Here is a 16,141-nt window from a genome sequence, read left to right on the forward strand (position 1 = left end):
ACATCCTCGCTGGAGAGCATGCGATCGAAGTTATTCATCACGGGCGGTAGCCTCTGCACTGATAGGGCTGGCGTATTCGGGCTTCAACCGACCGTCCTGGTCCAGGAGCCAGGCATCCATGACTTGACGCACCACAGGAGCTGCGACGCCGGAGCCGGACTCGCCGTTCTCGACCATCACCGACACCACGATTTTCGGGTCGTCGGCCGGCGCGAAGCCGACGAACAAGGCGTGGTCACGGTGACGCTCCTGGACCTTGGAGCGGTCGTACTTTTCACCCTGCTTGATCGCGACCACCTGGGCCGTACCCGACTTGCCGGCGATTCGGTATTGCGCGCCGATCGAGGCTTTGCGCGCCGTACCCCGGGCACCATGCATAACCTGCTGCATGCCGTGGTTGACCTTGGTCCAGTCCGACGGGTCGCGCAGGATAATGTCCGGCATCGGGTTAGGGTCCACTGGCTTCTCGCCTTCGATGGTCCTGGCCAGGTGCGGACGATTCCAGATGCCTTTGTTGGCCACCAGTGTGGTGGCCTGGGCCAGTTGCAACGGGGTCGATTGCATGTAGCCCTGACCGATCCCCAGAATCAGCGTTTCACCCGGGAACCAAGCCTGCCGGCGGGTCGCACGCTTCCATTCGCGGGTCGGCATCAGACCCGGCGACTCCTCGAACATATCCAGGGAAACCTTCTGACCGATGCCGAACTTGGACAGATACGACGACAACCGATCGATCCCCAGCTTGTGGGCCAGGTCATAGAAGTAGGTGTCGTTAGAACGCATGATCGCCGTATCGAGGTCGACAAAACCGTCGCCGGTACGGTTCCAGTTACGGTATTTATGGTCGTAGTTGGGCAGCATGTAGTAACCAGGGTCGAACACTCGGGTCGAAGCGGTCACCACGCCGGAATCCAGGCCGGCAATCGCCACCGCCGGCTTGATGGTCGAGCCCGGCGGGTACAGGCCACGCAGCACGCGGTTGAACAACGGCCGGTCGATGGAATCGCGCAGCTCGGAATAGGCCCTGGAGCTGATGCCGGTGACGAACAGGTTCGGGTCGAAACTCGGCTGGCTGACCATCGCCAGCACTTCACCGGTTTTCGGGTCCAGCGCTACCACCGCACCACGACGACCACCCAGCGCAGCTTCGGCGGCTTCCTGCAATTTGATGTCCAGGCTCAGGACGATGTCCTTGCCGGGAATCGGATCGGTACGCTTGAGCACGCGCAATACGCGGCCCCGGGCGTTGGTCTCGACTTCCTCGTAACCCACCTGGCCGTGCAATTCAGGCTCGTAGAAACGCTCGATGCCGGTTTTGCCAATTTGATGGGTGCCGCTGTAACTCACCGGATCCAGAGTCTTCAACTCTTTCTCGTTGATCCGCCCCATGTAACCCACCGAGTGCGCAAAATGCGCACCCTGCGGATAGTGACGGACCAGTTGCGCGACCACTTCTACGCCTGGCAGGCGGAACTGGTTCACGGCGATGCGCGCAATCTGCTCTTCGGTCAGCTCAAACAGGATCGGCACCGGCTCGAACGGCCGGCGGCCCTGACGCATGCGCTTCTCGAAGATCACCCGGTCCTCGGGCGTCAGTTGCAGCACTTCGACGATCACGTCGAGCACCTGCTGCCAGTCGCCGGAACGCTCGCGGGTCATGCTCAGGCTGAAACTCGGCCGGTTATCGGCAATCACCACGCCATTGCGGTCGAAAATCAAGCCACGGGGCGGCGGAATCGGCTGCACATGGACGCGGTTGTTTTCCGACAGGGTCGAGTGGTACTCGTACTGGATCACCTGCAGGAAATACAGGCGCGCGATCAGCACGCCAATCAGCGCCACCACTGCAATGGCCCCGAACACGACGCGGCCACGCACCAGACGGGCGTCTTTTTCGTGGTCCTTGATGCGGATCGGCTGGGACATGAGGGCAGAGCTACTTGTGGTAAGGGTGACCGGACAGCACGGTCCAGGCACGGTACAACTGTTCGCCGATCAGGATCCGCACCAGCGGGTGCGGCAAGGTCAGCGGCGACAACGACCAGCGCTGGTCAGCCCGGGCACAGACTTCCGGCGCCAGCCCTTCGGGGCCGCCGACCATGAAGTTGACCGTACGCGAGTCCAGCCGCCAGCGATCGAGCTCGACCGCCAGCTGCTCGGTGCTCCAGGGCTTGCCGTGGACTTCGAGAGTGACAATCCGCTCGTTCGGCCCGACCTTGGCCAGCATGGCTTCGCCTTCCTGACGGATGAAGCGAGCCACGTCGGCGTTCTTGCCACGGGTATTGAGCGGTATTTCCACCAGTTCCAGCGCCAGCTCGGACGGAAGACGCTTGGCATATTCATGCCAGCCTTCTTCCACCCATTTGGGCATGCGTGAACCGACGGCGATCAGTCGCAGTCGCACAGCGGTCCCTTATTCCTGGTCTTTGTTGAGCTTGTTGAAGTGCTCGTGACCAACTTCAGGGCTGTGGTGTTTGCCATCGGCCGCGCGGCTCTGCTCGGCACCTTTCCACAGGCGCTCCAGGTCGTAGAACTGGCGTGCATTGGAAGTCATCATGTGGACGATCACGTCGTCCATGTCCAGCAGCACCCAGTCGCTATCGCCCTTGCCTTCTTCACCCAGCGGCTTGATGCCCAGGGCTTTGACCGCTTCGCGGACCTTGTCCAGCATCGCGCCGATCTGGCGGTTGGAGGTACCGGTGGCGATGATCATGTAGTCGGTGATGCTCTGCTTGTCGCGAACATCGATCACCAGCACGTCCTGGGCCTTGACGTCTTCCAGGGCGGCTACGGCGATCTTGACCAGCTCGTCGCCTTTAGGCGGCTCGGCAGCGAGGACTTTCTCAGGCAGCGGGGCGCTCTTGAACGTGCCTTTGCGTTTTACTTTGGTTTCGTTGTTGCTCGTCATATAAAACTCGTTTTGCTCGTATGTTCGGGGCTTCGATACACGTTGTTGCCACGTGCCTTGAAGCACTCCTATTCAGTTCGACGCACGGTAGAGACCGTGCGCATCGATGTAGGCCAGGACCGCGTCGGGCACCAGGAAACGTACCGACTTACCGCTGGCCAGCAGTTGACGGATCTGGGTGGCGGATACCGCGAGCGGTGTCTGCCAGACGAATGCAATCTGTCCGCTCGGCCCCTTGAGGGCCAGCGGGTCGCTCACCGAGCGCGCTGCCAGCAGGTTGCGCAAGGCATCCGGCGGTTCGCTGTCGGCATCCGGGCGTTGCAACACCAGGATATGGCAATGCTGGAGCAACTCTTCCCAGCGGTGCCAAGTGGGCAGGCCGCAAAAAGCGTCCCAGCCCAAAAGCAGAAAAACCTGGGTCTCGGCGGCCAGTTCGGCGCGCATCAGCTCCAGGGTATCAATGGTGTAGGACGGTTTGTCCCGCTGCAATTCGCGGGCGTCCACCACCAACGGCGCCACACCGGCTACCGCGCACTCGACCATCGCCAGACGGTCTTTGGCTGACACCTGCGGCGTATCCCGATGGGGCGGCCTGGCACTGGGTGTCAGTCGCAGTTCATCGAGCGCCAGTGTTTCGGCGACTTCCAGCGCACCACGCAAATGGCCGATGTGCACCGGGTCGAACGTTCCGCCCAGCACGCCAATGCGGCAAGGCACTGGCTCGCTGACGGCGATCGGGGCTGGCAGGTCTAAGTCGCCCAAGTCAGGCTGGCTCCTGTCCGCGCAACTGCCCGTCGCCGACCACGATGTACTTCTCGCAGGTCAACCCTTCGAGGCCCACCGGGCCGCGGGCGTGCAGCTTATCAGTAGAAATGCCGATCTCGGCACCCAATCCGTATTCGAAGCCATCGGCGAAGCATGTCGGGGTATTGATCATCACCGACGAGGAGTCGACTTCAGCCACGAAACGCCGGGTTTCGCCCTGGTGTTCGCTGACAATCGAATCGGTGTGATGGGAACCGTAGTGGTTGATGTGCTTGATGGCCTGGTCCATTCCGTCGACTACACGGATCGACAGAATCGGCGCCAGGTATTCGGTGCTCCAGTCTTCTTCAGTGGCGACCACGGCATCGATGATTGCCCGGGTACGTTCACAACCGCGCAGTTCGACGCCTTTTTCGCGGAACTGTGCCGCCATCGCCGGCAGGAAATCCCTGGCGACGGTTTGATCCACCAGCAGCGTTTCCATGGCACCGCAGATGCCGTAACGGTAAGTCTTGGCATTGAACGCAATGCGCTGGGCCTTGGCCAGATCGGCGTGTTCACTCACGTAAACGTGGCAAATGCCGTCCAGGTGCTTGATTACCGGTACGCGGGCGTCACGGCTGACACGTTCGATCAGGCCACGACCGCCGCGCGGCACGATGACATCGACGTATTCAGGCATGGTGATCAGCGCGCCGACGGCCGCGCGATCGGTGGTTTCGACCACTTGCACCACGGCGGCCGGCAACTCTGCTTCGGCCAGACCGCGCTGAATGCACGCGGCAATCGCCCGGTTGGAATTAATCGCTTCGGAGCCACCGCGCAGGATGGTCGCGTTGCCGGACTTCAGGCACAAGCTGGCGGCATCGATGGTCACGTTAGGACGGGATTTGTAGATGATCCCGATCACGCCCAGTGGCACGCGCATCTTGCCGACCTGAATGCCCGACGGACGGAAGCTCATGTCGCGGATCGCACCGACCGGATCCGGCAGCGCAGCAACCTGACGCAGACCGACGATCATGCCGTCGATGCGTGCCGGGGTCAGTTCCAGACGCTCCAGCAACGCTGGCTCCAGACCATTGGCACGACCGGCAGCCAGATCCTGTTCATTGGCTGCTGCAAGCTCGGCGCGAGCGGCGTCCAGGGCATTGGCAGCAGCCTGCAAGGCGCGGTTTTTCTGCGCGGTGCTGGCACGGCCGATGACCCGGGAGGCTTCACGGGCGGCGCGACCCAATCGGGTCATATAGTCAAGAACGGACTCAGTCATGGTCTGCTGGGGTCTTGGCAAAGAGGAAAGCGGCAGATTATAGCTGTCGCGTCCCGGGACTAACAGCGGTGACGGGCGGATGGTCGAAATGAACGCTGATTCGCCAGCGTTCAGGCCCAATTAAGCCGTGCATTGTTATCATCACGACCTCTTCAGTCTGGATAAACGTTGCCTGCCATGTCCAATCTGACCGTTCGCAACCGCGCCGAGCGCCTGCCGCTGGGCTTACCGGATGCCTTTTTCGACCGAGATGCGCAAATGCTGGCGCAGGATCTGCTCGGTAAAGTCATCCGTCATCGGGTCGGCGATCTGTGGCTGAGCGCGCGGATCATCGAAACCGAAGCCTATTACTGCGCGGAAAAAGGCAGCCACGCCTCGCTGGGCTACACGGAAAAGCGTAAGGCTTTATTTCTGGATGGCGGCCACATCTATATGTATTACGCCCGTGGCGGCGATTCGCTGAACTTCAGCGCTCAAGGGCCAGGCAATGCGGTGCTGATCAAATCGGCTTATCCGTGGGTCGATGAAATCAGCGGGCCGGCGAGCCTTGCGCAGATGCTGCTGAACAATCCCGATGCTCAAGGACGTGCGCGGCCATCGCAGAAACTCTGCGCCGGGCAGACCTTGCTGTGCAAGGCACTGGGGTTGAAGGTTCCGATGTGGGATGCCAAGCGTTTCGATCATGACGTTCTTCTGGTAGAAGACACCGGGCCGGCGCCTTCGCACATCATTCAAACCACACGCCTGGGCATTCCCCATGGCCGTGATGAGCACCTGATGTACCGCTTTGTCGACGCGACCTACGCGCAATGGTGTACGCGCAACCCGCTGCGACGCGGCCAGGTCGAAGGCCGGGATTATTTCTTGCGGCCCTGATATGCGCTAAATCCGCGACAAATGAAATCCCACAAGGGGGAACTGAGTGCTGCTGAAGATTGCCTGCATCCTTTGGGATCAATTGAAGTTTTGATGGAGTGGTTTTATGGGCCCATGGCTCGATAGCGTGACCGGATGGCTGGCGGCCAATCCGCAGTGGCTGGCTGCTGCGGTCTTCATTGTTGCCTTTGTGGAGTGCCTGGCGATTGCCGGCTTGATCGTGCCAGGCACCGTGCTGCTGTTCGCCGTCGCCGTTTTGGCCGGCAGCGGCGCGCTATCACTGAGCGAAACTTTGTTGCTGGGCTTTCTCGGCGGGATTTTCGGTGATCTGATCTCGTACTTCCTCGGGCGCCATTTCCACCAGAACATCCGAAGACTACCGGGGTTGCGCCATCATCCTGAATGGATGGCCGGCGCTGAAAGCTATTTCCAGCGCTACGGCATTGCCAGCCTGTTGGTCGGTCGCTTCATCGGCCCGCTGCGACCGATGTTGCCAATGGTCGCCGGGATGTGCGACATGCCCTTCCCGCGCTTCGCTGCTGTCAGCCTGCTGGCCGCCGCCGGCTGGAGCCTGGCTTATCTGCTGCCGGGTTGGGCCACCGGGGCGGCCTTGCGCCTGCCATTGCCTGAAGGGTTCTGGCTGGAAGCCGGAATTGTCGCAGGCAGTATTGCGGTGATGATCGGACTCAGCGTCAACAGCAGCCTGCGCCGCCACCGTCGCGCAACCATCTGGATCGGCAGCATGAGCCTGTTGATTCTGATCGGCCTGTTCATCGGCTATCCGTACCTGACGGCACTCGATCAAGGCGTGATGACGCTGGTGCAGGAACACCGCCAACCCGTGCTGGATGAAATCGCGATCACACTCACCCTGATCGGTGAGTTCCGCAACATGCTGCTGTTCAGTGCCCTGCTCACCGGCCTGCTATTGCTGTGCCGACAATGGCGCCAGGCGCTGTTTGCCGGCGGCACCCTGCTCTGCACCGCCCTGGCCAATACCGCGACCAAGAACTTCTTCGCCCGGGTACGCCCGGAAGTGCTCAGCGACCCCTTGACCAGCTACAGCATGCCCAGTGGCCACGCTTCGGGGGCGTTTGCCTTGTTTCTGACCCTTGGGGTACTCGCCGGTCGCGGACAGCCCCCGCGTATGCGCCTGACCTGGCTGCTGCTGGCCTGCCTGCCGGCACTGTCGATCGCCTTGTCCCGGGTTTATCTCGGCGCACATTGGCCCACCGACGTGCTGGCCGGCGCCATGCTGGCAGCGTGCGTGTGTGCCGTGAGCTTGTGGCTGAGCCAACGCCAGACGTCCCTCAATGCCATGCCCTTCAAGGTCTGGTGGCTGATCCTGCCGGCACTGTTGGCATTGTTCAGTTTTTTCGCCTTGCGTCATCTGCCCCCTGCAATGTTGCGGTACGCCTACTGACATCACGGGTTCGCCAGTCTATCGACTCACAGCAACAGAGTCCCTTCTTCGCCACGCTTCAAGGAATTCTCCGACAAGCGTGGTGCTTGATCTCGCGAGTTGCCTGATTGCGACGCGGCCGCGTCTTCGCTGAACATCCGCCTGACTAATAATCGAAGTTACATATTTTCCCGTCACTTCCAAAGTCTTCACCTTTCACGACCTGAAAAATCAATTACATTAAAACCCACTTTGTCGTGAACCACGCACAATCCATATTTCAACAATGTAACTACTAACTTATCGCTTTTTCATATTCACCAAAAATGCCATCAGGCGGATCAACATAACTTATCAATTTTATTTTATAAGCGAGTTTGCCATGAGTCCCAAAACACCCCGCAAGCCACCCGTAACAACTCCGAATAAACCGGTATCAACGAACGAGCCAACAATAAGGCCTGATTCGAGCACTTCAATATTCGTGCCCCATAGAACCTGGCCTGCCGACGCCACTGCTCCTTTGAGGTCCAATAATGGTCTTGCAACTCGCCCGGACATTGATCCACCTGTCCACCCTGCCATTGAAATAACCGATTTGCCGACTCGAACAATAACCGATTCTTCGCAGAGCGATACATCATTGACCAAATACTGGTTATCTGCGAACTTTCTGCGCGGCATGCAAGCACCGGATGCAGACGGCTTGCGCTACATCGTCGGGCGCAAATTTGTCGATGTAGACGATGGCGGCGTTTTACAGACCGCTCATGTCGATCTGGATGCAAAACTCGGTGTCTATCGAATGAAGTTACTGACGGAGCAACATCCGTCCGGCCCGATCCTTTATAAAAACGAAACAGGTTCCACCTGGCGCCTGACAGCGCAGATCAGTGAAAAACCTGTTACCGGCGATGACTTCCAGACAGGCAGTGGCACCGCGACGAAGCGACCCGCGCCATCATCGAGCGAGCAGCCTGCGACAATGGTCGTACCGAAACGACCACGATCTTCGGACACGCCAACCTACATCAATCAAAGACTGTACACCGCATCGATGCGCTCGCCGGATGCCCAGGGTTATCACGAGTTCAAGCCAAGGTCGGGGTCGAATCAATCGGACACACGGTTTGCGTTCAAGGATCGTTACGGAAACTGGATTGAGGTCGACCCTCCCGCAGGAGGATTCGGCTCGCAACCCACCCACCTGACACACTGGACCGACCGGGAGATCTGGGAGCTCTACGGGATTCACGGTCGGGATATCGAGCGCTTCCGCAGCGAAGCACAAGCCTCGGGCAAGCCCCCACAGTGGGTCGAACCCAATGTAACGGAGGACCCGGTCGTCAACCTGCTGCGAGATTCACTGCGCTGGCTGCACCCGACCCTGACCTCGAACGAACGCCAGGCGCTCTTGCAATCCTACAACCTGCTGCCGAGCCAACTGTCTCGCCTGCAACAGCACCTGCAGACCGAGCTGACATTGCCGCCATGGGCACTAGCGCACAAACGCATGACTGAAGACGTTGGCAATCCACTTTACCTCGATCAATTCAGCCGAGACGCCATCAATGAGCTGAATCTCAAGCGTGATGCCCGGCATGACGGCTATGACCCCGAGACCAGCCTGACCCCCGCATTGCGCGAGGCGCTGCTGGCGAAACTGGGCTATCGGCGTAACAAGAACAACTGTCTGTATCGAACGGACATACCGGCTCTGTTCAGGGGCGACGAGCGCACCCCGTTCGAAGTGGCGAACGACGGCGCCATGCTGCCTCGCTATGCGCACCACCCCGGCGCCACCACCCATAAGCCGATGAGCGCCACCTTCAGCCTCAATGAGGGCCTGATGTACGCCTCAACCCCCGATCCCGAGTACTTGCGATTCAACTCGCAAACCAACAAATACCCAGGACGAAACACTGACGATTCGGACAGTGATGCAAGCAATGCAAGCGATACGGACAGCAGCGAATCTTCCGAATGGTCGGATGCGGGAAGTCCGATCCCCTGGGATCATGAACGCAATTACCAAAGCACCAGAGCGCGGCAAACGGAAATGTTTTTGTATGCGCTGGACACCCGCAACCTGGAAGTGGTCCCGCATGAAGAAAACCACAGTTTCAATTCAGCGGCCCGCGACACGCCGCCCACCTGGTTTCCCGACGATGACTACGAAGGATTGATTTCGGTGACTAAAAAGGGGCTGGAGGCAGAGCGTATCTGGCTGTTGAACTCAGCCCTGACAAAGGGCGCAAAGGTATACGACATCGAGGCGCAAGCCGGCAGTCGCGGCGCACGTATCGAAGCCGCTACCCATGCGGGTCACGCCAACAAACATGAATACGACCAATTGATCGATGAAGTGGAGGCCGCGGGTAAACCGATGCTGAAGCTGTCTGGCAATAAAAACGAATTTGGCTATGACGTCATATGGCCTTGAGGGAAACACCCGACCTTGCGCACCGGTAAAAACCGGGGCTTATAACATTCATTATTTAAAGGATTAAACAATGGCCAAACTTATCGAACCCGCCATGGAAACTTCAACCCACTTACCGATGCAGGTCACGGCGATCAGCGCATCGGCCAACAGTCATGCGCCGCCCGCCGGCCAGATTGATACTTCTCCCAGCGCTCCACCTCTGACACCTGGGCCAACGGACGTGATTGATACGTCTCCCAGCGCGCCACCCCTGACACCTGCGCCGGACGCTGTAACAGCCAACTCTTCATCTGCCGACACGCTTGCCTCGCTGGATAAAAAGCTGGGGCCACTGCGTTTTGGCGAAAGCACCATAAGCCGTGTGGAACTCAGCAAATTGGGCGCGAAGATCGCTGGCCAAGACATCAGCGCGGCAAACACGAACTTTAAAAAGCCCTATCAGGATTTCCTCGACGCTCTGAGCATCGATCCGGCCAAGGTCATGGCCCGGGACATTTCCGCCAATCCCGCAGACAGTGGCAAAGTGACCACGTTCATCTTCGAACTGGCCTGCTTGCGCTCGGAGAACGCCCCACGCCTCATGGCCGCCGACAAATCAATCACGCCTGGCAGCCCGACGGATCGTTTCGCGAGGCTGGCCGACGCAGCCCAGAAAATCGACATTCATCCAGCCGACGTTCCTTTGCCACCTTGGGTCAATAAAAATCTCAGCCGCTTCGGCGTAGGTATGCAGGCCTATGGCATTTACAGCGGCATGCGCGGAATCAGGGACGCCGTTGACGCCGGTGAATGGCTTGATGCAGGAATAAACGCCGGCGGTATCGCAAGCGAAGCAGGTTCACTGATCGTCGAACGAGGCCTGTCCAAAGTCGGTATAAAGATGCTCGTAGGCGGCGGAACGGCCTTCAATGGGTACTGCGCCACATCGGTGGGGAAAACCCTGAGTCGAGGGGCCGGGTTATTTGCCAGCGTCCTCACTCTGCCATTCGACATTTACGGAGCCGTCAGTTCCTTCCAGGCCGCTGCGGGCAAGCAAGGCAAGGCAGCACAGGATGACTATGTCAGCGGCGCGATGAACGTGACGAGCGCGATACTCAGTCTTTCGCTGGGCGCGGCAGCGCTGGCCGGTTTCGGCAGCGTCGCCGGTCCTGTTGGCCTCGCCGCCGCTGCGATCCTCATCGTGGGAGGGGAAATCTACCGGGCCGCACGGATCGTGGACGATATTGATGATTACGTTGAACTGGACTTTGGCGAACGGATGCTTGCCGGATTGCTCGCCTTCTTTCGTCAAGAAGTGCAAAAGGATGTGATGGACCGCTTCAAAATTAACAAGACCTTGAGTGATTACACCGCACAGTTAGAGCTTTCGGCAAAAACCTTACTTGAAGGTCCTTATAAAGAAGAACTGGAATACATCGTAAATGGCGGTTTCGACGTCACACTGAAGACAATCAAAATCTGGCACTACCAATGGGACGAAAACGCCGGAGAAGAACCCTACAAGCTTGATACGGAGCCGGCTATCGTTGAGACCGACGATATTATCCTTGCGCGTGACGGGCTTCCGTCAAACCTCAAAGGCAGTGTCAAAGGCAGCGGAGGCGAAAACAAAGGCATTCTTTGGCGACTCGGTGACGGCGATGATCAGGTCTACGCCCCCAAGGACAAGCCCAATATTTTCGTCTATCGCAACGGGGTCAAAAAACTGGTCGGTGGTGACAAGAATGACAGTTTTTACTTCGAAACAACCGAAGCGGAACTGAACCGGCCAGTGCAGCCGGCACGCACCAGTGTTCTGGACGGTTTTGAGGGCTCCGACACCCTGGCCTTCGAGGGTTCCCGTCCCCGCGCTGATACACTTCATGTCGGTTACGATGTCAACCTGCAGACCGGCAAGGTGGCCTTGCGTCATGAGGACCGTGCGAAAGACGACATCCTGATCGCGGAGTTCACCTCCATCGAAAACATCTCGACCTTGCGAAAGGGTTCAAATCGAGTCACCGGGGACGACAAAGCCAATCAGATCTCGGCCAACGGTTACGACCACATCGATGCCGGACCAGGAGATGACACGATCGCGATCCGCGGCTGGGACGCTCGGGTTGATGGCGGCCCCGGAACGGACCGCTACTACATTGCGGATACAAACGCTCGAGTATCACTAGTCGAAGACGGCGAACAAGCGAGCCTCATCGAATTCGGCTGGCCCATGGAGCGCATTCAAAGCTGGAGGATCATCGATACCTCGCTGGTCATCCGTTCGTTGCGGGACACGGACGGCGAGCTCCCGCAACACGCGCTGACCGTCGAGAATATCTATGAACATGTCGACGGTCTGCGCCGGGTGAAAAACAACCGGTTGCAGTTTAGAACCCAGGACGGTTACCAGCTGGTGCCCATCTTGCCTGCTCAACTGCCTGACTCACTCGATTACGATGTAGAGTGCGAGGCGACTGGCGGCCCCCCGGCGCCGGCGCCCTATATAACCAACAGCGGAGCAGTGGTGATCGCCAAGCGGGATTCGCCGCACTACTTTGTTTCGCGCGATGGCCGCAGAGTCAACTTCATCGCCGAAGCCAACACGCCTGAAACTTCCGTCGCGGTATATCTGGACTACAAAGATGAGGAAATAGATGAAATTAAAGTCAGCTATACCGTCGAAGCGGAAACGGGCATCTCGGGCTACACGTTTCTGAAGTATTCAAACTTCAATATATGGATTTTTCTGCCTTCGAAAATTGTTAATCTCACAGGCATCATTCGCGAAAAACAACAGCGACACATAGCGGCCTATATGAATAGCGGCATTCGGATCGCCGGCATTCACTGCGCGCATGACGTTGTCCTGGTGATGCAGGATGGCAAATCCTATCGACTGGTCCCCCCGAATATTTCCTACCGTGAGGACGCAACCAATCCGGGTTACAAATCACGTAGCACCCGGGAATGCCTGAAGCTTCGTCACGGGCACTATCGCTTTCTCAACCCCGTACGCATCAAGCCTTATTTGCTTGCCGCCAGTCCGCAGAAGGTCAACTTCCCCCCGCCCCCGCATAAAGGGATCTATGTCGTGCATGGCCAAGCCTCGACCTACGATGTGTATCCCCTCAGCAACACCCTGTTCAGCCTGTCCACACCGGGTGCCGTCGCGCAAACCTCTAACGCATCGACCTGGACCCTCTTCAGTACGCAATTGACAGAAACCGTTACGCGCAACGAAATACACCTGACGTCCGAAAAACTGAAAGTCGGTAGCGCAGCGATCCTGTTGCCGAGTGTGGACCATCCGGGGCCGGTAGACTCCATCAGCGTAGCGACTTCATCCGGAAACATTTATTCCGTCGAGCTTTTATTTGAAGTGCTGCAACTCTACCTGATCAACGCGCGAGGCTACGCCAGCATCGATGCCTTGCTAATCGACATCCGGGCCCACCGGCAGCGAGAAGAACTGGCCGCAAAAATTGTTGTTGAACATATCGGCTTCTCGCCACGGATTGACGGAACGGTGTACTACAACTCAACCGACGATTATTGGGGCATCGATACGGATCCCGACTACCGCATTGCCCCCCAGGCTCTGTTTATACAACCGATCCAGCCTGGTTGATCAGCCTGTCATCGACTTATCACCGCAAGCCCGACGTGACGTTCATCGTCACGTCGGCGCTGGCCTCATTCAGCCGAAGGAATGGCTGATTCATTAAAGATGGAGTGCACCCTCATGCGTCAAAAACCTGGAATCCGTCCCACCACCCCAACGGTCGAAGCACCAGGAACCTCAACGCAGCGACCGAGAACGCCGGACGGCTCGACCGACGATCCAGTGTTCGGTCCAGCAAACCGATTCTGGCCCGAAGGCTCAACCGTCTCCTCCGCCCCTGTGAAACCGGCCCAGGACCCTGCGCTCGACAACACTGCGCTCAAGTTACCAATCGTGGTGGCGACCGGAATCCCTGCTCCCGCCACATCCCACCATGATGTCAGGACTCCACTGTTGGAGCCCTATGTACAACAGGTTTCCAGCAAGTTACCCGCACCCGACGAGAATGGACTGAGGATTTTCAAGAACAGACGGTTTGTCGACGTCGAGGTCGTCGACGGCGTGGGTAACAGTACACAAACAGTGATGGTCGAGTTCGATACCAGACTCAACACTTACCGCGCAAAGTCACCCCAAGAACAAGGCGCTTTCGGGCCACCGCTTTATCGAAGCGTCACGGGCGATGTCTGGAGCCTGAACAAACCCACCACTTACTTCGACAGCAACCGATACACCGTCAGCCATCTACCGGATGCCCAGGGGTATTACGCAGTCAGCTACGGCGGCTCGCCTTTTCAAGCCCCCGAGAGTGGTTTCGCCTTCAGGGATGAACAACACCGATGGGTTCGCGTGGATCCAGCCCAAGCCAGGGGTGATGCGTCTGTACCGGTGAACCTGGCGCAATGGACCGATGGCGACATCTGGAAACTGTATCGGATTCACGGCCCGGAAATTTTGCTATTCCGGGCAGAAGTGCAACAAACCGGTAAAGTGCCGTTATGGGTCAGGCGTTTCGCAGAACCTGCCACCCACCTCTATTTAACCGATTCATTGAAATGGGTTTATCCGCAGCATTCCTTTGCCGAGCGCGCGAAACTGCTGCGCAGCTACAACCTGAGCGAGAACCAACAGGCACGGTTGCGCCAGGAACTGGCAAGCGGACAAATGCCTGAGTGGGCTGAACAACACAAGCTTTTGACTCAAAATAAAGACGACGATCAGAGATTTAAACTGGTCGCTGAAGAGCTGGAACCGTACATCTTAAAATTGCGAAATGAAGGCGACGATTATGGCCGCCAGCACAAACTTCGGGATAGGTTTACTGAAGAATTCTTTGACGAATTTCTGCAACACGCTGGCTATCAGCGCAACCTGCACGGCGCTTTATACCGAACGGATATTCCATCGATGTTCAGGGGCGATCATCGTACACCGATGGAATTGGCCCGAGACAGGCGCATGATCCACCTTAAAGGCAATGCAACCGGCTCCACCACAAAACGGGGATTCAGCGTAACGTTCAGTCTGGGTAACGCCATCGGGTATAAAAAACATCTCGGCGGTTATGAGCACCCACTGAAGTACAACTCTCAAGCCAACCTCTACCCCGCCAGGAATTCGGATTCGGACAGCACTGTTACAGAAGGAAATCGTGACGGCTCCGAGTCGGACTCTGACAGCTCCTTTGTGTTTGACGACTCAAAAGACTATCCGGCGCTCAGACGCAACCAACACTTGGGATTCATCTATGTCATTGACACACGCGGGATCGAGGTCGTACCCGGCTGGGAAAACATTGAACTAAATCGAACTGGAATACATTTTGACCCGGATGCACTGGAAGGCCGCATATCAATGCCCACCCGAGGCATCAGTGCGGAGAGGATCTGGCTGGTGAATTCAGAATTGACCCGGGCCGCCAGGGTCGACGATATTTACACACAAGCCGGGGCCGACGCTGACGCTATCGAGAAAGCAACCTGGGCGGGAGACAACCAGGCCGTATCCTATCGAAAGGAGGTAGTGCCGGGTGATGGGACTTTCTTCGTACCGGTGACTCGCTATGATCAGCTGATAGACGAGGTTGCCGCTTCGGGAAAACCGGTGCTGGAACTTCCCAGAGATGTGGAGGTATTTGCCAACGATATCGTCTGGCCAGTTCCCGAGCATTACAGAACCTGATTCTGTAAAATCGATCCCACCCACCGGCGTGCTACCCATAAAAAACGACGCCTGGAGACTATCCTGGCGTCGCTATGGGTTATCGATGGGCGGCAGGTGCTTCACTGCTCACGGAGCGAACAAACTGCCAGATAAGCAACAAAAAAAGTCAGCGCCTCAGGCAAACAACTCCCCTTGCAACTCATCCAGCAACGCCTGAATCGCATCCAGTCGTTGCTGCGGATCGTCGAGTTGCAGCAGGTCGATCTTGTCCAGTTCAGCGAAGGGCAACAAGTACGCCAACTGATTGGCCAGTGACTGTTGCCCGGTCGCTTCAGTGCCCATGTTCAAGGCTTCAACCATCGGGTGTTCCGCCAGGGCCTTGAGCAATGCCACCAGGTCGGCGTCCTCGTCCTGCAGTGGCTGCTCCGGTTCGTCTTCCAGCCACTCGACCTCGGCGACGGTCAATTGATCGCGCTGGATTTCCGATCGTAATACATGGAAACGCCGTCCGCCTCGAACCCGAATCCCCAACAGACCGTTGTCCTGTTGATTGAAATCGGTGATCAGCGCTTCGCAACCCACCAGCGCGTAGCCGGCCGGGGCGATCCCGACCTCTTCACCCTCGAGGATGCACACCACGCCGAAACCACCGCCCTGTTTCATGCAGCGGCCGATCATGTCCAGATAGCGCGCTTCGAAAATCTGCAGGTCGAGGATGCAGCCTGGAAACAGCACTGTGTTCAACGGAAAAAGCGGCAGACTCATAGACA

General features: G+C 58.0%; 12 protein-coding genes. 5 read left to right on the forward strand and 7 right to left on the reverse strand.

Annotated elements, in window-relative coordinates:
* Positions 1–30: 30 nt before the first annotated feature.
* The 5 genes from mrdA to AC1DRN_RS01650 form a co-directional block, all read right to left on the reverse strand.
* Positions 31–1,926: a penicillin-binding protein 2 gene (gene mrdA / locus AC1DRN_RS01630; protein WP_223460899.1), complete on the reverse strand. Its 1,896-nt coding sequence runs from the start codon at positions 1,924–1,926 to the stop codon at positions 31–33.
* Positions 1,927–1,936: 10 nt separating this feature from the next.
* Positions 1,937–2,404, reverse strand: coding sequence for a 23S rRNA (pseudouridine(1915)-N(3))-methyltransferase RlmH (gene rlmH / locus AC1DRN_RS01635; RefSeq protein ID WP_003185785.1), 468 nt, complete (start codon positions 2,402–2,404; stop codon positions 1,937–1,939).
* 9 nt (positions 2,405–2,413) lie between these two features.
* On the reverse strand, positions 2,414–2,908 hold the full coding sequence (gene rsfS, locus AC1DRN_RS01640; protein ID WP_110658309.1) for a ribosome silencing factor: 495 nt from the start codon (positions 2,906–2,908) through the stop codon (positions 2,414–2,416).
* 72 nt (positions 2,909–2,980) lie between these two features.
* Positions 2,981–3,670, reverse strand: a complete 690-nt coding sequence (gene nadD / locus AC1DRN_RS01645; protein WP_263289728.1) for a nicotinate-nucleotide adenylyltransferase — start codon at positions 3,668–3,670, stop codon at positions 2,981–2,983.
* A 1-nt stretch (position 3,671) separates the two neighbouring features.
* Positions 3,672–4,943, reverse strand: coding sequence for a glutamate-5-semialdehyde dehydrogenase (locus AC1DRN_RS01650; protein ID WP_477786612.1), 1,272 nt, complete (start codon positions 4,941–4,943; stop codon positions 3,672–3,674).
* 177 nt (positions 4,944–5,120) lie between these two features.
* On the opposite strand from AC1DRN_RS01650, the gene AC1DRN_RS01655 reads away from it, so the two are divergent.
* Positions 5,121–5,819 carry a DNA-3-methyladenine glycosylase gene (locus AC1DRN_RS01655; RefSeq protein WP_223460895.1) on the forward strand — a complete coding sequence of 233 codons (699 nt, stop codon included), beginning with the start codon at positions 5,121–5,123 and terminating at the stop codon, positions 5,817–5,819.
* A 106-nt stretch (positions 5,820–5,925) separates the two neighbouring features.
* Positions 5,926–7,242, forward strand: a complete 1,317-nt coding sequence (locus tag AC1DRN_RS01660) for a bifunctional DedA family/phosphatase PAP2 family protein (protein WP_223460893.1) — start codon at positions 5,926–5,928, stop codon at positions 7,240–7,242.
* Positions 7,243–7,581: 339 nt separating this feature from the next.
* Here AC1DRN_RS01660 and AC1DRN_RS01665 read toward each other — a convergent pair whose 3' ends face one another.
* Complete coding sequence (locus AC1DRN_RS01665; protein ID WP_223460891.1) at positions 7,582–7,905, reverse strand: hypothetical protein; 324 nt, start codon at positions 7,903–7,905, stop codon at positions 7,582–7,584.
* Between the two features lie 22 nt (positions 7,906–7,927).
* Here AC1DRN_RS01665 and AC1DRN_RS01670 point away from each other — a divergent pair, with 22 nt between their 5' ends.
* The 3 genes from AC1DRN_RS01670 (at position 7,928) to AC1DRN_RS01680 (ending at position 15,389) form a co-directional block, all read left to right on the forward strand.
* Entirely contained in the window at positions 7,928–9,664 is a 1,737-nt protein-coding gene (locus tag AC1DRN_RS01670) for a hypothetical protein (RefSeq protein ID WP_223460889.1), read from the forward strand.
* A gap of 70 nt (positions 9,665–9,734) precedes the next feature.
* Positions 9,735–13,274 (forward strand): calcium-binding protein, encoded by a 3,540-nt coding sequence (locus tag AC1DRN_RS01675; protein ID WP_223460887.1) that lies wholly within the window; start codon positions 9,735–9,737, stop codon positions 13,272–13,274.
* Between the two features lie 114 nt (positions 13,275–13,388).
* Positions 13,389–15,389 carry a hypothetical protein gene (locus AC1DRN_RS01680; protein ID WP_223460885.1) on the forward strand — a complete coding sequence of 667 codons (2,001 nt, stop codon included), beginning with the start codon at positions 13,389–13,391 and terminating at the stop codon, positions 15,387–15,389.
* 156 nt (positions 15,390–15,545) lie between these two features.
* Here the strand turns inward: AC1DRN_RS01680 and AC1DRN_RS01685 are convergent, their stop codons facing one another.
* A complete protein-coding gene (locus AC1DRN_RS01685; protein ID WP_223460883.1) occupies positions 15,546–16,136 on the reverse strand; it encodes an LON peptidase substrate-binding domain-containing protein in 591 nt (196 codons plus the stop codon).
* Between the last annotated feature and the right edge of the window lie 5 nt (positions 16,137–16,141).

It is taken from the genome of Pseudomonas sp. P5_B3 (assembly GCF_056400405.1).